Here is an 18,316-nt window from a genome sequence, read left to right as displayed (position 1 = left end):
GCGATGGCGAAGGTTGTGTCCACATTGTTCATCTCGGCCGACGGTGTGGCCGAGATCGACCCTGACTGGCATTTCCCGTACTTCGACGAGAACATGGGCCGCTGCGTCGGCGAGGACTACGACACCGCGGACGTACTGCTCCTGGGCCGGGAGACCTACGACAGCTTCGCTGGCGCCTGGCCGAACCGTGAGGCGGCTGGCGGCGAGGATGCGGGCTTCGCCAAGCAGCTCGGGGACGTGCGCAAGGTGGTGGCCTCGCGTCAGCCGCTGGAGTTCGCCTGGCGTAACTCCGAGCTGGTCGAGGGCGATCTTCTCGACGCTGTCGCCGCGCTCAAGGCCGATGCCGGGGTGAAGGGGATCCTGATCCCCGGCTCGATCTCCGTCGTGCAGCAGCTGCTCGCCGCTGGCCTGGTGGACGAGCTGCGGTTGCTGGTGCACCCGGTGGCCGCTCGCAGGGGACGCAGGCTCTTCGACGACGGTGACGCGCCCTACCACCTGAAGGTGCTGGCCACCGAGGTGTTCCCGACCGGCGTCATCCGGGTGATCTACGCACCGGCCGCCGCGCCGGCCGAGGCCGGCTACGACGACGTCAAGGACCAGGTACCCAGCTGACTCAGTGAGGATCCCCGGGGAAGGACACTTCGCCGATCCCGAAGCCAGCGACAACCGGGGGTCGAAGTGGCCTTTCTCCATCGAGATCATCGTCTGTCGGGTGAACCCGAGTCGTTCGGCAACCATCTCCCGCGACAACGTCACGGTCGCAGACGCGAGCAGCCGTCCCGGTCCTGGCCGCTGGCACGGGGCCGGGGGCGTGGCCGCCTGGTCACGTTCCTGCCGGGGGGTGGGCACCTCGGTCGCGGGCTTCGTGTTCCGCGTTGATGCGCAGGGCCTCGGCGAGCTGGTCCTCGAGGACGATGATCCGGCACGCGGCCTCGATCGCGGTGCCGGTGTCGGCGAGTTCGCGGGCGCGGGCGGCGAGGCGTAGCTGGTAGCGGGAGTAGCGGCGGTGTCCGCCGTCGGAGCGTTGCGGGGCGATGAGCCCGGCGCTGTCGAGAGTGCGCAGGAATGCCTGTGTGACGCCGAGCATTTCGGCGGCGCGGCCCATGCTGTACGCGGGGTAGTCGTCGTCGTCGAACTTGTCACCCGAGCTCGTCGGGTCGGCCGGGGTGTGTTCTGGTTGTCCCATAAGCCCTTCAGAAAGCCTTTCCAACGCGGCGAGGGGCCCCGGCGCGGTTGCGCCGGGGCCCGGAGTTCGTTCAACACCATCTACCGGCAACGAGCACCGGTGTCATCTTGCGCCCCAGCCCCTATGTGGCGGCGTGAGCGCGATCGCGTAATCGTGACCGTAGACCACCTTCCTATCCGTGGGACTGCGGTGTCCGTGCGGCGATAACTCAAGCCGGCACGGGCGATCTGGCGATGGCGTCGAAACCCCTTTCCCTGAACTACCTGTACATCAATCCACTCACGGCCCTGCCTGCTGGCCGCCTTGGTCTCGGCCGGAACCCCTCACAGCGAACCTGGTCCCGGCACGCATGACCCTTACCTGTACTCACCTGCCGGGCGGCCTTACCTCACCGCCCTCACCGGCCAGGACCCTGACATCGAACCTGGCCCTGGCGCGCGTGCCGTGCACGTGCGGTCGAACACTTGCCGTACTGCCTTGCCGTACTGCCGAGCTGTTCGCGGCCTTGGTGACCGCTGGCAGCGCCACCGCCCGGAGCCCCTTGCACCTACGTGGCCCCGGCACGCCTGACCTGCCCGTTCATCCGATCGAGCAGCTAGTCTCTGCCGCCCCTGTAGGACTCTTTCTCTCTCCAGCGGGAGTAAAGCTAACACACGGCCGAAGGCATGTCTACCGCGACTACTGCAGATTTTCTCTCGGCGTGCCGCAGGGTCCGAGGCTGCGGCGAGAGGCTGGCCGGCCACGCCCGCACGGGGTCCTCGGGCACGGAGCAGCCGGGCCCTCTGGCGCGCCGGGCGGGGCATCCCAGCCGGCGGTGGCCGCCTCGCCGCAAGCAGCCCCCTGTCACCGCAGGCGTCGGTGACGGTCACGAGCGGGGCCCCGCAGGCGACACCGGCCAGATCGTGGTCGTGAAGGCCGTCCTGGTCGTGGGTGTGACGTGCCGTCGCCTACGTCGCGGGCTGGCCGCCGGATCCTGTCATGGCGGCCCGCAGCGCGGCGATCTCGGCGCGGGCCGCGGCGAGGCGCCCCTCCAGTTCGACGATCCGGCATGCCGCAGCCAGGCTCACACCGGTCGACGCGACGTCGCGCACCCGCATCGCCAGGTCCAGCTCGGCCCGCGAGTACCGCCGGTGCCCGCCACCGGAGCGCCCGGGATCCAGCAGGCCGCAGGCGCCGAGGCTGCGCAGGAACGCCGGGGTCACTCCGGCCATGTCGGCGGCGGCGCTCATCGTGTACGCCGGGTAGGAACGGTCGTCCAGCACGCCCTGTGGGATCGGATCGTTCACCGCAGGACTCCTCAATCCTCGACGGTGCCGGGAACGGCAACCGGGAAGCGGTGCGGGCCCGCCCGGGGGAGCCTGGCGGGCCCGCCGTCGTGCGCACCGCCCCGCTGCTTCGGGAGGCCGTATCGCGGGGGCGCGTGCGGGGTCTGGTCAGGCGCCGACGGCCGCGGGCTGCCTCGCGTCAGCCGGGGCGGGCTCACCGCTGATCATCTTGTGGCCCTCGTGCTGGGCCGAGCGGCGATCCACGGAGATCTGGCGAGGCTTGGCATGCTCGGCCACCGGGATCGTCACTGTCAGCACCCCGTCGGTGTAACCGGCGGAGATCGCACCGAGGTCCAGGCCGTTGGACAGGGCGATCTGTCGCTGGAACACCCCCACCGGGCGCTCGGCCACCAGGTACGCCGCACCTTCCGGACGCTCCGGCCGCCGCTCGGCGCGCACCGTCAGTGTCGTGTTCTCGGCCATCACCTGCAGTGACGACTCATCCACGCCCGGCAGGTCGAAACGCAGCACGTAGTTCTCGCCCTCGCGGAACGCGTCCAGGGGCATCAGCCGGGGCGTGCGCGCTGTGCCCAGCACCTCGTTCGTCCACCGGTCCAGCTCACGGAACGGGTCAAACCGCAACGAGCTCATTGTTCTCACTCCTCGCACAGGACATGTCCAATAACCAACAGGCGCCTCGCGCAGGGGGCGGGTCACGGCAGGCGGGGCGGGAACCCCGGCCCGGGACCCCGCAACCACCGGCAGCACTGGCGCCGCCGGAACGGGCGACGCCGGCGACCGCCGAAGGCGACCGCAAACGTCGGCGACATCACCGATCACCCCCTCCGCGCGAAGCTATGTTCGCCATCAGGCAACAGAAAGTCTACAAGCCAGAGTATAGATTTGTGAAGTCATCCAGATAAGAAAGTTGAGCCCAGTTGAAGCAACTCTGAGGATTGAGTGCCCCCGGGCCTCGGGAGGCCCGCCCGCCCCGCAGGGCGGCCCTCTCCCTCGGCCGGGGAGCCGGATCGCTCAGCGTCCGGAGTCGGCGGTGCGCGTACCTCGGAATGATCAAGTCCATGACAGACGCGACCGATCGCGCGACCACCCGGCCCTTGACCTGGAGGGGCCGCTGGCCGAGATCGTCCTCGGCCGGTAACCGGAGGCGGACTGACGACCGGTACCCGTTGCCGGGGTACTAGCCGGCGTGCACAACGAAGTACGAGCTGTATGCACAGCTAGGCACGGTTCTTTGCGCAGGCGAGGGCGCGCCCGCGAAGGACGGCGGCGAATAGCTGGCACTCGTTTGGCTCAGTGAGCGGCCATGAGGCTTACCTGGTCGCATTCGCTACAGATGGTGATGGTCCATCTGCCGTGCTCAGGGTTGCTGTATCACGATTAGCGGCGGGTGGTGATCATTTCAGGGTTTTGGCCGCGTCGGGGTTGTGACTGTGGGTAGCGTCCCGCGTGTCGGGTGTCGCCGGCGCTGGGCCGGTCACCTCCTGGAAAGCTCCAGACCTGGGCACGCCCGCCCGGAGCGCCTGGTGGTGTGCGTGCCCGGCCCACAGCGAAAGGACGAACATGGTGAGATCGGATCATGCCCACATGGTGCGGCGCCGTGCTGCCGGGGTCGTGTCCGCGGCCACGCTGGCCGCCGCCGGGGTCATGACGCTGGCAGCGCCCGCCTACGCGGCTGCTGTGTGCACGGTCAACGGGAATCTCGCCGTCGCGGTCGGCGGTGTCATCAACGGCACCGGCAATGCTGATGTCATCCAGTGCGCGGGCGTGCTGGGCCTGACCGTCAACGGCCGGGGCGGTAACGACACGATCACCGTCACTGCCGCGGCGACCAAGACCACGATCGACGCCGGCCCCGGCGACGACCATGTCACCTTCACGGCGCTGATCGACACCGCCGAGATCTTCGGCGGCACCGGAAACGACACCATCGACCTGCAGGGCGCCACCAGTGGCTCCACCGTCAACGGGCAAGACGGCAACGACACCATTACCACCGGGCGGGTCACCAACAGCCAGATCAGCGGTGCGTTCGACGACGATCGCATCCTCGTCGGGCAGTGCGCCAACTCCACCATCGACGCCTCCGAAGGCAACGACCAAGTGGTGGTGGAGACCGTCGTGGACACCGGACGCACCCGCATCCTCGGCGGCGCGGGCAACAACCGTATCGGGATTGGCAGCGCAGGCTCCAATGAGTGGAACACCGTCATCGTCACGGTGGACGGCGGGACTGGCATCGACACCATTCGCACAGAGGGACAATTCACCGTCAATGACCAGGCACGGCTCACCGTCACGAGCGGAGCCGGTGACGATTCGTTTGACGCTACCAAACAACTCGCCGGCGCTATCAGCATCGACGCTGGCGACGGAGGGGACCACGTGAGCCTTCGCCACCTGACGACGTCAGGCGAGGAGACCCATCCTGTCGTACACGGTGGCCCTGGCGATGACACCATAGAGGCCCTGCGGGTCGACGGGCTCAACACCCTGGTCGATGGCGATGGCGGTGACGACACGATCGACGTGACCGAGGTGGCCACTGTCGGCGCGGCTGTCCGGGGTGGCGACGGGAACGACACCTTCACGGTCGGCAGCGTTCACGACCTCGCCCTCCTGGCCGGCGACGGCGGCGACGACCAGATCAACCCGCCCCCTGCCAGCCCGGTGAACGTCTACGACCTCGGCCTCGTCGACGGCGGGCCCGGAACCAACAAATGCAACACCACGGACAGCGGTAGCACCACTAACTGCACAGCGTTCTGAACCCGGCCTTCGAGGTCGAGTTGGCCTTTCACCGTGGCGGACCATGGCTCGATGCGTTGCCGGATCCGGTGAGGGACCTGTGCCGGTCGGCCGCGTCGGCCGCGTCAGAGGTCCCTCCGCAGCCCGGTTGACCACTACCGGGCGAGCCCCGGCACCACCAGGCCCGACTCGTAGGCGATCACCACCGCATGCGTCCGGTTCTGCGCCCCGAGTTTGGCCAGCACGTTCCCGACGTGGGTCTTCACCGTCTCCAGGCTCACCGTGAGCGCCTCGCCGATCTCCGGATTGGACAGCCCGGTGGCCATGAGCCGCAGCACCTCCTCCTCCCGCCCGGTCAGCGCGGCGCCCGGCAGTGCCTCGGCGGACCCCAGCGGCCGGGCGGTGACCATCCGGCCCAACGCCGCCGGGAACAAGATCGCCTCGCCGGCCGCGGCCACCCGTACCGCCTCCGCGATCTGCCGGACCGGCCGGCGCTTGAGCACGAATCCGCTGGCCCCGGCACTGAGCGCCGCCGTGACATAGTCATCGTTCTCGAAGGTGGTGATCACCACGACCTTCGGTGGCTCCGCCGGCCCGGCGAGCAGTTCCCGGGTGGCCTCGATGCCGTTGCGCCTGGGCATTCGCACGTCCATCAGCACCACGTCCGGCCGCAGTAGCCGGGCCCGCTCGACCGCCTCGACCCCGTCGGCCGCCTCGCCGAGCACCATGATCCCCGGCTGAGCGGCCAGCAACGTGCACAGCCCGCTGCGGGTCACCGCGTCGTCGTCCGCGATCAGCAGGGTGATCGGAATGCCGGCCGGGTCAGCGTCCACATCCGCACCGGTGCCGACACCCGCCCCGACGTTGGTCACGCCGCCACCCGCGCAGGTAGCCGGACAGCCAGCCGCCACTGCCTCGGCCCGTCCGGCCCGGTCTCGAGCTCGCCGTGCAGCAGCCGCACCCGCTCGGCCAGCCCCGGCAGCCCGTGCCCGGAGGCCGGGAACGCACCCGGGTTCGACGCGACCCCGATCCGATTCACCACGCTCAGTTCCAGCCCGCCGGTCCCGGCCGCCACCCGGACCTTGATCGGGCCGCCGGCCCCGTGCCGCAACGCGTTCGTCAGCCCCTCCTGCAGGATCCGGTACGCCGCCCGGGACAGCGTGCCCTGCACCTGCACCAGGTCACCGGACACCTCCGAGTCCAGGACCGCGCCGGCGTGCCGCAGCCGGTCCAGCAGTTCGGGCAGGTCGGCGAGGGTCCTGGTCGGCGCCGGCTCCGACCGCCGCTCGCGGAGCACCCCCAGCACGTAGTCCAGGTCCTCCAGCGCGGCTCGGGACGACTCCTCGATGCTGCGCATGGCGGCCCGCGCCGCCACCGGGTCGGCGGCGAGCACCTCGCCGGCCACCGCGGCCTGGATCGTGGTCGCGGTCAGGGTGTGCCCGATCGAGTCGTGCAGCTCGTGGGCCAGCCGGTTGCGTTCGGCCAGCCGGAGTTCCCGCTCGGCGGCCAGTGCGAGCCGCTCGGCGGCAGACGGCCCCAACAGCCGGGGAGCCAACCAGCGCAGCGCGCCGGTCACGGCCGCGCACACCGCCGCTGCCAGCAGCAGGCAGCACAGCGCCACCGCCCAGGCCTGCCAGCCGGTCGGCCGCACCGCCCAGCCGCCCAGGCTCAGCTTCGCCTCGGCGTCGAACCACCCGATCGGCAGGGTCAGGCCCATGATGATCAGCAGCCCGCCGGCCAGCGCCCCGACCCATCCCAGGGCCACGTGCAGCAGCAGCCAGAGTGGAGTGCGCCACCGGTCAGCCGAGGGGGTGGCCCCCGGGCGTGGGGCGACCGGGTCCGGCAACGGCACCCGCAGGAGCCGGCGGGCCGAGGCGACCAGCGCCCGCCGGGTGGTCCGGGCCAGCCCCAGCACGCCGGCCAGCGCCGCCCAGGCCGTGAGGACCAACCCGGCTTGCACGCCATAAGGCGCGGCGGGCCACACCAGTGCCGGCAGCATCGCGAAAGGCAGCAACAGAAAACTCGCCACAGCGCCGCAACAGGCGAACAGCATTCCCGAATATGTGCGGCCGAGCAGTAACGACCGAATCCCCCTGATCATAGTGAGCAAGTATGACCACGCAGGTCACCGGTGGCCTCACTCGATCGGGGGAGCATTTTCTCCCGCTTTTCCGCGATGCGCGCCGACGCCGGACAGAGCCAGGATCGTGCTGTGCGCAATGCGGTGCGCACGTCCAACCGGCAGGAAAGAAATCACTATGCAAATAGCATCACTGGTGGCCGTCGGCGCGACTTTCGTCTCGGCGCTCGCCCCCGCGACAGCCGCCGACGCCGATGCCCGCGATCCGCTGCGGCGGTACGCCCAACAACAGCCGCACTGGCAGCGCTGCGCCCCGGACCGCCCGGCGGCGTTGCAGTGCACGACGCTCAAAGCGCCGCTGGACTACACCGATCCCGGCGGCCGGACGATCGATCTCGCCGTCTCCCGGCTGAAGGCCAGCAGCGCCACCCATCGTCGCGGTGTCCTGCTGCTCAACCCCGGCGGCCCCGGCGCGCCTGGCCTGGACCTGCCGGCCGACCCGGCCTTGACCCTGTCTGAGGAGGTGAAGCGCCGGTACGACCTGATCGGGTTCGACCCGAGGGGCGTCGGGCGCAGTTCTCCGGTGAGCTGCGGGCTGACCGGCGACGAGCAGGAGCTGGAGTGGCCGTACCACGCGGAGACGTTCGCGGCGGATGTCCGCCGGGCCCGCACGGTGGCCGAGAAGTGCCGGGCCCGAGCCGGCGACACTCTGCGCCACCTCACCACCCGCAACACCGCCCGCGACCTGGACGTCATCCGGGCCGTGCTGGGCGAGAAGAAGATCTCCTACCTGGGCTTCTCCTACGGCACCTACCTCGGTGCTGTCTACACTCAGCTGTTCCCGCAGCGCGCCGACCGGTTCGTGCTGGACAGCGCAGCCGACCCCACGCGGTACAGCCGGGGCATGTTACAGGCGATGGCCGAGCGCGCCGAGCCGGTCTTCACCCGGTGGACCGAATGGACCGCCCAGCGGCACGCGACCTATCAGCTGGGCGCCACCCCGGCCGAGGTCCGCCGGACGTTCTGGCAGCTCGTCACCCAGGCCGATCGCAGCCCGATCACCGTCGGCGGGGCGCCGCTCACCGGAGACGCCATCCGCGCCCAGTACACCGCCTTCGCCCGGGTGCGCGACGCCGCCACCTGGGTCGCCGAGCTGAAGCGGGCCGCCGAGGGCAGGTCACCGTCCGGCGCCCCGGCTCCTGGCGCCCCGGCTCCGAGTGGCCCCGCAGCGGACGTGCCCGCAGACAACAACGCCGCATCCGCCTGGGCAGTGCTGTGCGCCGACAACCATGCGGCCTGGCCGCGTGACCCCGAGCAATACCGCCGCGACGCGATCAGGGACCGCGCCCGATTCCCGCTGGCCGGCGACTTCGGGTCCACCATCAAGCCGTGCGCCTTCTGGCAGCGTGGCAGCGAGCCGGCCACGGCCGTGGGCAACACGGTCCGCGCGCTCATCGTGCAGAACGAGTGGGACTCCTCGACGCCCCTGGCCAGCGGCCAGGCCATGCACCGGGCCCTGCGCGGCTCCCGGCTGGTCACCGTCGCCGGCGGCGAGGGGCACATCGTCAACGGCACCAACGCCTGCGCGGACCAGGCCGCCATGTCCTACCTCGTAGCCGGCCGGCTGCCAGCCCAGGACCTGACCTGCCGAGCCTGACCGATCGCGTGGAGGCCTGCCGCCTGGTCCCACCGGCGCCGACCGGGCCACAGCTCACGCAGCGCACCTCGCTCCGAGCGGGCCCGGACCACCTACCAGCCCGTCCTGCGATCCCTAATCGCCTACGACCATGAGGACTAAATCATCTAGCCGCCAACCGCGACCTCTTGAGCGCCTTGAACGCGCCGACCCGAGGACGATGAACAACAGTGGGGCCGCCGGCAAAGTCGGCGGCCCCACCAACCCAGCTATCACGGGGAAGGTAATGGGACATCTATATGACGGTGTCGCGGTTGCGCAACACCTGTCGCACAATCACCATGTCCACGGATGAGGCCTTCTCCCAGCTCGGACCCGAGACACGCGGCAATCTCCCCAGGACTGGCATGCTGAGTGAGTTCGCTCCAAACCTCGCACCGTGGAGGTGCTGATGCGTGCCGGCGTCGTGGTCACCGCACAGGCCGGTGTGGAGGACCTCGCCGTGCGCGCGGAGGAACTGGGCCTGCACAGCTTCTGGGTCTACGACACCCCGATGGTCCACGGTGACCCGTTCGTCGCGCTGAGCCTCTGCGCGAAGGCCACCAGCCGGATCAGGCTCGGCATCGCGGTGACCTCGCCGGCGCTGCGCTCGGCCCCGGCGGCCGCGAGCGGGCTCGCCAGCCTCAACGCCCTGGCACCGGGTCGCGTCAGCTGCGGGGTCGGTACCGGGAACACCGCCCGGCGCACTCTGGGCATGCGGCCAGCCACGGCCGCCACGCTGGAGCGCTTCACCGCCGCACTGCAGGACCTGTGTGCCGGGCGCACAACCGAGTACCGCGAGGGTGACCGGGTTCGCGACATCCGGTTCCTGCATGCCGGCGGGCACGTGAACACCACTGAGCCGATCGAGTTCGTCGTGGCAGCCCTCGGGCCGGAAGCCGCCGCCGTCGCGGGCCGCCGGGGTACCGGGCTCATCTCCTTCGGCCTGATGGACCCGGCCGCCTGGCGCGCGCTGCACGACGCTCGCCGCCGCGCGGCACAGGGCACGGGCGGCGACCCCGGCTCGTACCTGGTCACCGCGCTGCACGTTCTCGGCGAGGGCGAGGACCCGCACGGCGACGCGGCCCGGGACGCGACCGGCCACCTCGCCCTGTCGCTGCTCGCGTACGCCGCCGACACGCCAGCCTTCGCCGGACGGCTCGGCCCGGGGGAACGCGAGGCGGTCCGGCGGCTGCTCGACCGGCGGGGCACGACGGCCACCGCGCCGGACCGGTACACGAAGCTCTACCGCGGCTACCTGTGCCGCATCGCACCGGAGGACCGGGACCTGGTCCTGCCCTCGCTGATGGACATGCTGGCCCTGGTCGGCACCCGTGACGACCTCCGGGCCCGCCTCCGGACCCTGGAACAGGCCGACGTCGGCGAGCTGCTCGTCCAGCCGGTGGCCGACCCACCCGCCGAAATGGCCCAGCTCGCGAAACTCCTCATGCCCTAGGCGCGGGCAGCGCACTCCGGGCAGGTACCGAAGATCTCCAGGGTGTGGGCCACGTCCACGAAGCCGTGCTCGCTGGCCACCTTGTCGGCCCAGCGCTCGACAGCTGGCCCCTCGACCTCGACGGCCTTGCCGCAGCTGCGGCACACGAGGTGGTGGTGGTGCCCGGTGCCACACTGCCGGTACAGGTGCTCGCCGCCCGGCGGGCGCATGACGTCGACCTCGCCGGCCTCGGCGAGGGCCTGGAGCGTCCGGTACACGGTGGTCAGCCCGACCTTGTCGCCACGGTCGCGGAGCATCGCGTGCAGTTCCTGGGCGCTGTGGAAGCCGGTGACGTCACCGAGAAGGTCCATCACCGCCGAGCGCTGCCGGGTGCTCCGGGGTAACGACGCAGTCATAACCGTTACGTTACTTGGTGCAAGACGACATCCGGTGGCTCGGGTGCCTCGGGCAACGGAGCGGGCTTCCTGCTGCGCAGCAGCCCGGCGACGGTGGCGACGACCGCGAACAGCACCACGGCCACGACCACGATGAACCCGCCCGGGGGCGTGTCCACCTCCGCCGACACGATCACGCCGATGGCCGAGACGGCGACGCCGATCGCCATCCCGGTGAACAGCGTGGCGGTGAAGCTCCGCGTGAACTGCTGCGCGGTGGCGACCGGGATCACCATCAACGCGCTGACCAGCAGCAGCCCGACGGCGCGCATCGCCACGGTCACCGTCACGGCCGCGGTGACCGCGAGCAGCAGGTTCAGGAACCTGACCGGCAGCCCGGACACCTTCGCGTGCTCCTCGTCCTGGCAGACGGCGAACAGCCACGGCCGGCCGATCAGCGCGACGGACAGCACGAAAGCGCTCAGGGCACCCATCACGACCAGGTCGGCGGATGTCGTGCCGAGGAGCGAGCCGAACAGGTATGAGGTGAGTGTCGCGTTCGTCCCCTGGCTCGTCTGGTAGATCAGCACCACGCCGCCGGCGATCCCGCCGTAGAACATGATCGCGAGCGCGATGTCGCCCGAGGTACGCGTCCGCTCCCTGACCAGCTCGATCGCGATCGCGCCCAGCGCGGACACGAGGGTGGCGGTCAGTACCGGGCTCGTGCCGAACAGGAATCCCACGGCGACGCCGAACAGCGCGACGTGGCCGATCCCGTCGCCGATGAGCGCCATCTTGCGCTGGACCAGGTACACGCCGATGGCCGGAGCGGTCACGCCGACCAGCAGCGCGCCGATCAGCGCCCGGATCATGAAGTCGGAGGTCAGGTAACTCATCACAGCTCCCAGCGGGCCGGCTCGGCTGCCGGGGCGTGCGGATGGATGTGCACGTGTTCCGGGCAGTCGTGCCCGGCGGCGGGCGGCAGCGGTGGTCCATCATGGACGATCTGCCCGCCGTGCAGGACGACGGTGCGCGAGATCAGCGGGGCGAGCGGCCCCAGCTCGTGCAGGACGACGATCACCGTGCCGCCGTTCCCGCTGAACTGGCGGAGCGCCGCGGCCAGCGCGGCCTGGCTCGCCGCGTCCACGCCGGCGGTCGGCTCATCCATGATCAGGAGTTCGGGCTGCCCGGCGAGGGCCCTGGCGATCAGGGTGCGCTGCTGCTGGCCGCCCGACAGGCTGCTCACCGGGCGGTGAGACATCCCGGCCAGCCCGACGGCGACGAGCGCCGAGTCGATGGCCAGCTTGCCGGCCTTGCCGCCTGGCCGGAGGAAACCACGGCGGGCCAGCCGCCCGGCGGCCACGACCTCGCGGACGGTGGCCGGCACCCCGGAGGACACCCCGATCCGCTGCGGCACGTAACCGATCCGCGACCTGTTCCGCAGCCTGCCCAGCGGCTCGCCGAACAGCCGGATCGAGCCCGACGCGGCCGGCGTCAGCCCGACAATGGCCTTGACCAGTGTGGACTTGCCGGAACCGTTCGCGCCGAGCAAAGCGACGACCTCCCCGGGCGCCACGCCCAGGGAGATGTCACGCAGGACGGGCCTGCCGTCGTAGCCGACGGTGACGCCTGCTGTTTCAAGGATCACGAGCACCCCAGAGCGGCACGAATCTTGCCAAGGTTGGCGCGCATAATCTTCGCGTAGTCCTCGGAACTGCCCTCGGGCAGGCTCTCGATCGGGTCGAGCACCTCGGTCTTCGCCCCGGCCTCGCTGGCGATCGTCTTCGCGATGGCCGGGCTGACCAGCGCCTCGGTGAAGATGATCGTCGCGCCGTGCTCCTTGGCCTCCGCCACGATCTCGGCGATCTTCTGCGCGGACGGCTCCTGGTCTGGGCTCAGGCCGGCGATCGAGATCTGCTCCAGCTTGTACCGCGTGGTCAGGTAGCCGAACGCCGCGTGCGACGTGACCAGCTCCTTGCGCTGGCAGGTCTTGAGGCCCTCTGCGTACTCCTTGTCGAGCTTCTCCAGCTCGGCCCGCACCGTCGCGGCCCGCGACTTGTACTCGGCGGCGTGGCCGGGGTCGGCCTGCCCGAACCGCTCGGCCAGCTGGTCGCCGATCTTGGCGAACCGGACCGGGTCCAGCCACACGTGCGGGTCCTTGGCCTTCTTGTCCTTGTCCTCGCCGATCCCCGGGCTCGCGCCGGGCCCGTGGTCGTGGTCGTGCTCGGCGGCGCTGCTCTCGGCCAGCGGCTCGACGCCCGCCACGTCGAACGTCCGGCCCACGGCGTGCTGGGAGACGGCGCTGTCGACGGCTGGCTGGAAGCCCGGCAGGTAGACGACGAGCTTGGCCTCGCTGACCGCCGCGACCAGCTTCGGCGTCAGCTCGAGGTCGTGCGGCTCGGCTCCCGGCTTCACCAGGTTCGTCACCTTCACCTGGTCACCGCCGATCTGCCTGCTCAGCCACTCGAAGGGGTACGCGGCCGCGACCACGCTGAGCTTCCCGTCAGCCGAGCCGGAGCTGTCGCAGGCGGCGAGCGCTCCCGTGGCGAGAGCTGCGGCGGCGAGCAGGGCCAGAGGGCGCTTGACGGCGAGGGGGCGCTTGAACATGAATCAACCTTGGCTCTTAATGAGAATGATTGTCAACACCGGGTTCCGCTGATGTGAGTCGCGTCGCGTGCCGGTGCGGACATCCGGGTAGGTTGGGCGCATGCTGGTCGTCAATCGGTTCCGGGTCGGCACAGACCCGGGGGAGTTCACTGAGCGGGCACACGCTGCCCTCCGTGCGCTGGGCGCTTGCGCCGGTTTCCTGTCCGGGCGGCTCGGCCGGGCCCCCGACGACCCCGAGCTGTGGGCGCTCGCGACGGAGTGGAAGTCCGTCGGCGCGTACCGCCGCGCGCTCAGCAACTTCGACGTGAAGATGTACGCGACCCCGCTCCTCGCCCAGAGCATCGAGGAGCCGAGCGCCTACGAGGTGCTGGCCAGCCTGGCCCCGGGCGGGGAGCTGACCGTGGCGGAGGGCGACTGGGTACCGGTCGAGGAGGGCCGCCGGTGACCACACCGCCCCAGGACCCCGGCTCCGCCGAACCCCAGGAGCCGTGGCCAGCCCCGAAACCCCTGGAGTTCCCACCCGCGCCCGCCCCGGAGCCCGAACTCGCGACCGTCGTCCCGCCAGCCCCCCAGCCCCCAGCCGCCCCGGTATCGCCAGCACCTGCTGCCCCTCCGCTATCGCATATCGGACAATCGCTCGGATACGGCCCAGGAAGCGTGCCGGGCCACCACCCGGCCGAGGTGACAGCCCCGCCGCCCCCGCCCGGCCCCGGTGTCCAGCCGCCGTTCGTCGCGCCGCCCTCGCAGCGCGACAAGCGCCGGACGTGGTTCGCGGTCGTCGGCGGTGTCCTCGCCGTGTTCCTCTGCGTCGGCGGCGCCATCGGTACCTGTGCCGGCCTCGCGATCTGGATGTCGGTCGAGCAGAACACCGAGGCCAGGGCGGCCACCGACAGGTACATGGGCCCGCTCCAGCGCGGCGAGTACTCCAAGGCGTACCTGGAAATGTGCTCCGACCTGCGTGAACTCCAGACGGCGGAGGAATTCGCCGCCGAGCACGACCGCAGGCCGCGCATTCAGGGTTACGAGATCACGCGCACCGAGCCGAGCAATCGCGAGCAGGCGACGGTGTGGGTGACCGTGCGGGTACAGCAGAATAGTTCTTCCGCCACGAAGCGGCTGCGCGTGGTCCTCGACCCGGTGGATAAGCGCTACCAGGTCTGTAGCAACGACAATTAGGCTGCCAGGTAGCCTGATGGCCTTGTAGCAAATCCACCCACCGACCGCCAGCCGGATGGAGAGTCCCACATGTCCGCCGACCGTATTGATGCGATCGTCAGCCTGTGCAAACGCCGTGGTTTCGTCTTCCAGTCAAGCGAGATCTACGGCGGCACCAAGTCGGCCTGGGACTACGGTCCGCTCGGCGTCGAGCTGAAGGAGAACGTCCGCCGCCAGTGGTGGAAGACGATGGTGCAGCAGCGTGACGACGTGGTCGGCCTCGACTCCGCCGTCATCCTGGCCCGTGACGTGTGGGCGGCCTCCGGTCACATCGCGGAGTTCACCGACCCGCTGACCGAGTGCCAGTCCTGCCACAAGCGGTTCCGCGCCGACCACCTCGAAGAGGAGTTCGCGGAGAAGCACCCGGGCAAGACCTTCGCGCTGTCCGACCAGAACTGCCCGAACTGCGGGAACAAGGGCACCTTCACCGAGCCGAAGATGTTCAACGGCCTGATGAAGACGTATCTCGGCCCGGTCGAGTCGGAGGAGGGCCTGCACTACCTGCGGCCCGAGACCGCGCAGGGCATTTTCGTGAACTACAAGAACGTCGAGTCGGCAGCCCGGAAGAAGCCGCCGTTCGGTATCGCCCAGGTCGGCAAGTCGTTCCGCAACGAGATCACCCCGGGTAACTTCATCTTCCGTACCCGCGAGTTCGAGCAGATGGAGATGGAGTTCTTCGTCGAGCCCGGCTCGGACGAGGAATGGCACGAGTACTGGCTCGAACAGCGGTGGAACTGGTACCTGGACCTCGGCGTCAAGCCCGAGAACCTCCGCCGGTACGAGCACCCGAAGGAGAAGCTGTCCCACTACTCGAAGCGGACAGTGGACATCGAGTACCGCTTCCAGTTCGGCGGCACCGAGTTCTCCGAGCTCGAAGGCGTGGCCAACCGGACGGACTTCGACCTCCAGACCCACTCGAAGCACTCCGGCGTCGACCTGTCCTACTTCGACCAGGAGAAGGGCGAGCGCTGGACGCCGTACGTCATCGAGCCGGCCGCCGGCCTGACCCGCGCGGTGCTGTGCTTCCTCCTGGAGGCCTACGACGTCGACGAGGCCCCGAACACCAAGGGTGGCGTGGACAAGCGCACCGTCATGCGCTTCGACCCTCGCCTCGCCCCAGTCAAGGTGGCCGTGCTGCCGCTGTCCCGCAACGAGAAGCTGTCGCCGAAGTCGCGTGAGCTGGCCGCCATGCTCCGCAAGCGCTGGGTGGTCGACTTCGACGACGCCGGCGCCATCGGCCGCCGCTACCGCCGCCAGGACGAGATCGGCACGCCGTTCTGCGTCACGGTCGACTTCGACACCCTCGAGGACAACGCCGTGACCGTCCGGGACCGCGACACGATGACCCAGGACCGCGTCAGCCTCGACCGCCTGGAAACCTACCTGATCGAGCGCCTTCCGGGTTGTTAGGTAGTGCCGGCCCGCTGAGAACGAATCTGGACTGCGCGTCAGGGCTTCCCACGTACAACACCGGTACGAGGGAAGCCCTGACGCTTGCCAGATCCGCCCTCAGCGGGCCACCTCGCGTTAGATCAAAAACACAGATCAAGATCTGAACTTCAAGACCACAAAGCGATACACGGTACCGGCGGCGAAAACGCACAGTCCGATGAGGACTGAACTGGCCGGCAGCGTCGCAGCCAGAACGACGCAGCCGGCCGCCCCGAGAATCTGCAGGGCCTTCGGATAGCGCCGGTCCGTCTGGGTGTACGCGGCGAGGTTGGCGACCAGGTAGTACATGAGGACGCCGAAGGAAGAGAAGCCGATCGCGCCGCGCAGGTCGGTCGTCAGCACGAGCACGCTGACCACAATGGCCAGTGCGGCCTCGGCGCGGTGCGGGGTCTGGAACCTCGGGTGCACGGCGGCCAGCCACGACGGCAGGTCGCGCTCCCTGGCCATCGCCAGGGTGGTCCGCCCGACCCCGGCGATCAGGGCCAGCAGCGCCCCGAGTGCGGCGGCGGCGGCCCCGGCGGTGACGATCGGCACGGCCCAGCCCCAGCCACCGGCCCGGACGGCGTCAGCCAGCGGGGCACGGCTGCCAGCCAGCGCGCTCGCGCCGAGCGCCCGGAGCAGCCCGGTGCCGACCAGCGCGTACACCACGACGGCGATGCCGAGCGCGATCAGGATGGCCCGGGGGATGACCCGGCGCGGCTCGCGTACCTCCTCGCCCAGTGTCGCGACCCGCGCGTACCCGGCGAAGGCGAAGAACAGCAGCCCGGCGGCCTGGAGCACGCCGTACGCGTCGAACGGCCCGCCAGTCACCGGCCCGCCGCCCACCGTCGAGGCCACGACCAGCCCGAGCACCGCCAGGACGAACACGACGATGATCGCGGCGAGCTTGGCCGTGCGGGTGATGCCCCGGTAGTTCACGGCGGCGAGCCCGAGGATCGCGGCCACGGCGACCGGCCGCTGCCACCCGGCCGGCGCCGCGTACGCCGCGAAGGTCAGCGCCATCGCCGCGCACGAGGCCGTCTTGCCGATCACGAAGCCCCAGCCGGCCAGGAAGCCGGGCCACTCGCCGAGCCGCTCCCGCCCGTAGACATACGTCCCGCCCGAGGTCGGATACTCGGCGGCGAGCTGGGCGGAGGCCGTCGCGTTGCAGTACGCCACGAGGGCCGCCAGGGCCAGTGCGACCAGCAGCCACGGGCCGGCGGCCGCTGCGGCGGGTGCGAAGGCGGCGAAGACCCCGGCGCCCACCATCGAGCCGAGCCCGATCATCACGGCGTCGCGGAGCCCGAGGCGGCGCGCCAGCTGTCCAGTCATGCCGGCAACCTAGCCGGCGCCTCCGACAGAATCAGGCGTGTGACGGCGCCTGCGAGGAGGCTTCCTGCGGGTGCAGGTCCTCGCGGGTCAGCCGGTGCGCCGGCTCGTCGAACGGGAACAGCGACTTGGCGGCCAGCCCCTCGACGACGAGCAGCTCTCCAGGCTCCAGCAGCCGCCAGTCGGGATCGTCGTCCATCCGCTCCGAGGCGATCACGAAGGCCGGCACGTCCTTGCCGCCGGCCTCGGCCGACTCGACGGTCATCCGGCCGAGTTCGGTACGCGGATCCAGCATCAGGCTGCCCCGGCCGCCCAGCTCCGGGTTGAGCACCCACAGTGGATGGACGTCGGGGTACCGCAGCGCCCACAGCCTGCCCGGCTCGGCGAGGACGAAGTTGAGCGCGTAGACCGGCAGTTCCTGGCCGATCCGGGTGACGGCGCTGATGATGCCCTCCGTGGTGTCGCCCAGCCGCTCGATCTCGGCGGTGATGTAGGCGAACACCAGCTCGGAGTCGGTCTGGCCCTCGACGAAGGCCTTGTCGACCGGCCCGAGCCACGAGCCGAGGACGTCGAGCCCGCGCACGACGCCGTTGTGCGCGAACAGCCGGTCGCGGATGTCGAAGGGGTGCGTGTTGCGCACGCTCACCTGGCCCGTCGACGCGTACCTGACGTGCGCGAGGAAGGTGTGCGACACGACGTGCCGGGCCTCCGAGGCGAAGTCGGGGTTGTCGAAGGCCGCCAGGGGCGCCCGGTCCCTGACCGGCTCGTCACCGAGGTTGAACCAGCCGAGCCCGGCGCCGTCCGGCATCCTCCGGCTCTGCTCGGCGAGGCTGACGGGGGCGTCGAGGAGCCAGAGCGCGGCGTGGACCCGGGGACCGCCCGTGGTGAGGGCGAACAACCTGCACATACGCGCATCTTACGGCGCGTGGTGT

18 protein-coding genes are annotated in these 18,316 nt (G+C 70.4%); 7 read left to right on the top strand and 11 right to left on the bottom strand.

Going from position 1 to position 18,316, the window contains the following annotated elements:
- Positions 1–3 precede the first annotated feature (3 nt).
- Entirely contained in the window at positions 4–612 is a 609-nt protein-coding gene (locus tag A3G1_RS0109620) for a dihydrofolate reductase family protein (protein ID WP_018349264.1), read from the top strand.
- 211 nt (positions 613–823) lie between these two features.
- Here A3G1_RS0109620 and A3G1_RS0109615 read toward each other — a convergent pair whose 3' ends face one another.
- The 3 genes from A3G1_RS0109615 to A3G1_RS0109605 form a co-directional block, all read right to left on the bottom strand.
- Complete coding sequence (locus tag A3G1_RS0109615; protein ID WP_018349263.1) at positions 824–1,186, bottom strand: MerR family transcriptional regulator; 363 nt, start codon at positions 1,184–1,186, stop codon at positions 824–826.
- 947 nt (positions 1,187–2,133) lie between these two features.
- Positions 2,134–2,472: a MerR family transcriptional regulator gene (locus A3G1_RS0109610; protein ID WP_018349262.1), complete on the bottom strand. Its 339-nt coding sequence runs from the start codon at positions 2,470–2,472 to the stop codon at positions 2,134–2,136.
- Between the two features lie 147 nt (positions 2,473–2,619).
- Positions 2,620–3,102 carry an Hsp20/alpha crystallin family protein gene (locus tag A3G1_RS0109605; protein ID WP_018349261.1) on the bottom strand — a complete coding sequence of 161 codons (483 nt, stop codon included), beginning with the start codon at positions 3,100–3,102 and terminating at the stop codon, positions 2,620–2,622.
- Positions 3,103–4,056: 954 nt separating this feature from the next.
- On the opposite strand from A3G1_RS0109605, the gene A3G1_RS0109600 reads away from it, so the two are divergent.
- Entirely contained in the window at positions 4,057–5,238 is a 1,182-nt protein-coding gene (locus A3G1_RS0109600) for a hypothetical protein (protein ID WP_018349260.1), read from the top strand.
- A gap of 134 nt (positions 5,239–5,372) precedes the next feature.
- Here the strand turns inward: A3G1_RS0109600 and A3G1_RS0109595 are convergent, their stop codons facing one another.
- Both A3G1_RS0109595 and A3G1_RS0109590 read right to left on the bottom strand, forming a co-directional pair.
- Positions 5,373–6,089: a response regulator gene (locus A3G1_RS0109595; protein WP_018349259.1), complete on the bottom strand. Its 717-nt coding sequence runs from the start codon at positions 6,087–6,089 to the stop codon at positions 5,373–5,375.
- A complete protein-coding gene (locus A3G1_RS0109590; RefSeq protein ID WP_211216270.1) occupies positions 6,086–7,216 on the bottom strand; it encodes a sensor histidine kinase in 1,131 nt (376 codons plus the stop codon). Before A3G1_RS0109590 ends, A3G1_RS0109595 begins: the two co-directional genes overlap by 4 nt.
- Before the next feature lie 259 nt (positions 7,217–7,475).
- On the opposite strand from A3G1_RS0109590, the gene A3G1_RS0109585 reads away from it, so the two are divergent.
- On the top strand, positions 7,476–8,954 hold the full coding sequence (locus A3G1_RS0109585; RefSeq protein WP_040477967.1) for an alpha/beta hydrolase: 1,479 nt from the start codon (positions 7,476–7,478) through the stop codon (positions 8,952–8,954).
- A 418-nt stretch (positions 8,955–9,372) separates the two neighbouring features.
- A complete protein-coding gene (locus A3G1_RS0109580; protein WP_018349256.1) occupies positions 9,373–10,428 on the top strand; it encodes an LLM class flavin-dependent oxidoreductase in 1,056 nt (351 codons plus the stop codon).
- Here the strand turns inward: A3G1_RS0109580 and A3G1_RS0109575 are convergent.
- The 4 genes from A3G1_RS0109575 to A3G1_RS0109560 are packed head-to-tail and all read right to left on the bottom strand — an operon-like array spanning position 10,425 to position 13,409.
- Entirely contained in the window at positions 10,425–10,823 is a 399-nt protein-coding gene (locus A3G1_RS0109575) for a Fur family transcriptional regulator (protein ID WP_026211975.1), read from the bottom strand. The two genes, A3G1_RS0109580 and A3G1_RS0109575, sit on opposite strands and share 4 nt — an antisense overlap.
- A 5-nt stretch (positions 10,824–10,828) precedes the next feature.
- Positions 10,829–11,698 carry a metal ABC transporter permease gene (locus A3G1_RS0109570; RefSeq protein ID WP_018349254.1) on the bottom strand — a complete coding sequence of 290 codons (870 nt, stop codon included), beginning with the start codon at positions 11,696–11,698 and terminating at the stop codon, positions 10,829–10,831.
- Positions 11,698–12,456 carry a metal ABC transporter ATP-binding protein gene (locus A3G1_RS0109565; RefSeq protein ID WP_018349253.1) on the bottom strand — a complete coding sequence of 253 codons (759 nt, stop codon included), beginning with the start codon at positions 12,454–12,456 and terminating at the stop codon, positions 11,698–11,700. The genes A3G1_RS0109570 and A3G1_RS0109565 overlap by 1 nt, the downstream gene beginning before the upstream one ends.
- Positions 12,447–13,409 carry a metal ABC transporter substrate-binding protein gene (locus A3G1_RS0109560; protein ID WP_018349252.1) on the bottom strand — a complete coding sequence of 321 codons (963 nt, stop codon included), beginning with the start codon at positions 13,407–13,409 and terminating at the stop codon, positions 12,447–12,449. Before A3G1_RS0109560 ends, A3G1_RS0109565 begins: the two co-directional genes overlap by 10 nt.
- A 100-nt stretch (positions 13,410–13,509) precedes the next feature.
- Here A3G1_RS0109560 and A3G1_RS0109555 point away from each other — a divergent pair, with 100 nt between their 5' ends.
- From A3G1_RS0109555 to A3G1_RS0109545, 3 genes are all read left to right on the top strand, one after another.
- Positions 13,510–13,854: an antibiotic biosynthesis monooxygenase family protein gene (locus tag A3G1_RS0109555; RefSeq protein WP_018349251.1), complete on the top strand. Its 345-nt coding sequence runs from the start codon at positions 13,510–13,512 to the stop codon at positions 13,852–13,854.
- 212 nt (positions 13,855–14,066) lie between these two features.
- Positions 14,067–14,585 (top strand): hypothetical protein, encoded by a 519-nt coding sequence (locus A3G1_RS38340; RefSeq protein ID WP_018349250.1) that lies wholly within the window; start codon positions 14,067–14,069, stop codon positions 14,583–14,585.
- Positions 14,586–14,654: 69 nt separating this feature from the next.
- A complete protein-coding gene (locus A3G1_RS0109545; RefSeq protein ID WP_018349249.1) occupies positions 14,655–16,034 on the top strand; it encodes a glycine--tRNA ligase in 1,380 nt (459 codons plus the stop codon).
- A gap of 135 nt (positions 16,035–16,169) precedes the next feature.
- Here the strand turns inward: A3G1_RS0109545 and A3G1_RS0109540 are convergent, their stop codons facing one another.
- Together A3G1_RS0109540 and A3G1_RS0109535 are read right to left on the bottom strand one after the other, a co-directional pair.
- On the bottom strand, positions 16,170–17,387 hold the full coding sequence (locus A3G1_RS0109540) for an APC family permease (RefSeq protein WP_018349248.1): 1,218 nt from the start codon (positions 17,385–17,387) through the stop codon (positions 16,170–16,172).
- Positions 17,388–17,418: 31 nt separating this feature from the next.
- Positions 17,419–18,291 (bottom strand): class II glutamine amidotransferase, encoded by an 873-nt coding sequence (locus A3G1_RS0109535; RefSeq protein WP_018349247.1) that lies wholly within the window; start codon positions 18,289–18,291, stop codon positions 17,419–17,421.
- Between the last annotated feature and the right edge of the window lie 25 nt (positions 18,292–18,316).

Source organism: Longispora albida DSM 44784, assembly GCF_000379825.1.
Lineage (GTDB): Bacteria > Actinomycetota > Actinomycetes > Mycobacteriales > Micromonosporaceae > Longispora > Longispora albida.
The sequence above is the reverse complement of the archived record's forward strand: the minus strand, read 5'-3'. Positions and strand labels throughout refer to the sequence as shown.

Bases quoted from the DNA above. Each gene is read 5' to 3' on its own strand.
- A3G1_RS0109605 (WP_018349261.1), bottom strand. From the start codon at position 3,102: ATGAGCTCGTTGCGGTTTGACCCGTTCCGTGAGCTGGACCGGTGGACG.
- A3G1_RS0109615 (WP_018349263.1), bottom strand. From the start codon at position 1,186: ATGGGACAACCAGAACACACCCCGGCCGACCCGACGAGCTCGGGTGAC.
- A3G1_RS0109560 (WP_018349252.1), bottom strand. From the start codon at position 13,409: ATGTTCAAGCGCCCCCTCGCCGTCAAGCGCCCTCTGGCCCTGCTCGCC.
- A3G1_RS0109555 (WP_018349251.1), top strand. From the start codon at position 13,510: ATGCTGGTCGTCAATCGGTTCCGGGTCGGCACAGACCCGGGGGAGTTC.
- A3G1_RS0109540 (WP_018349248.1), bottom strand. From the start codon at position 17,387: ATGACTGGACAGCTGGCGCGCCGCCTCGGGCTCCGCGACGCCGTGATG.
- A3G1_RS0109545 (WP_018349249.1), top strand. From the start codon at position 14,655: ATGTCCGCCGACCGTATTGATGCGATCGTCAGCCTGTGCAAACGCCGT.
- A3G1_RS0109570 (WP_018349254.1), bottom strand. From the start codon at position 11,698: ATGAGTTACCTGACCTCCGACTTCATGATCCGGGCGCTGATCGGCGCG.
- A3G1_RS0109585 (WP_040477967.1), top strand. From the start codon at position 7,476: ATGCAAATAGCATCACTGGTGGCCGTCGGCGCGACTTTCGTCTCGGCG.
- A3G1_RS0109600 (WP_018349260.1), top strand. From the start codon at position 4,057: ATGGTGCGGCGCCGTGCTGCCGGGGTCGTGTCCGCGGCCACGCTGGCC.
- A3G1_RS0109575 (WP_026211975.1), bottom strand. From the start codon at position 10,823: ATGACTGCGTCGTTACCCCGGAGCACCCGGCAGCGCTCGGCGGTGATG.
- A3G1_RS0109620 (WP_018349264.1), top strand. From the start codon at position 4: ATGGCGAAGGTTGTGTCCACATTGTTCATCTCGGCCGACGGTGTGGCC.
- A3G1_RS0109535 (WP_018349247.1), bottom strand. From the start codon at position 18,291: ATGTGCAGGTTGTTCGCCCTCACCACGGGCGGTCCCCGGGTCCACGCC.
- A3G1_RS0109590 (WP_211216270.1), bottom strand. From the start codon at position 7,216: ATGCTGCCGGCACTGGTGTGGCCCGCCGCGCCTTATGGCGTGCAAGCC.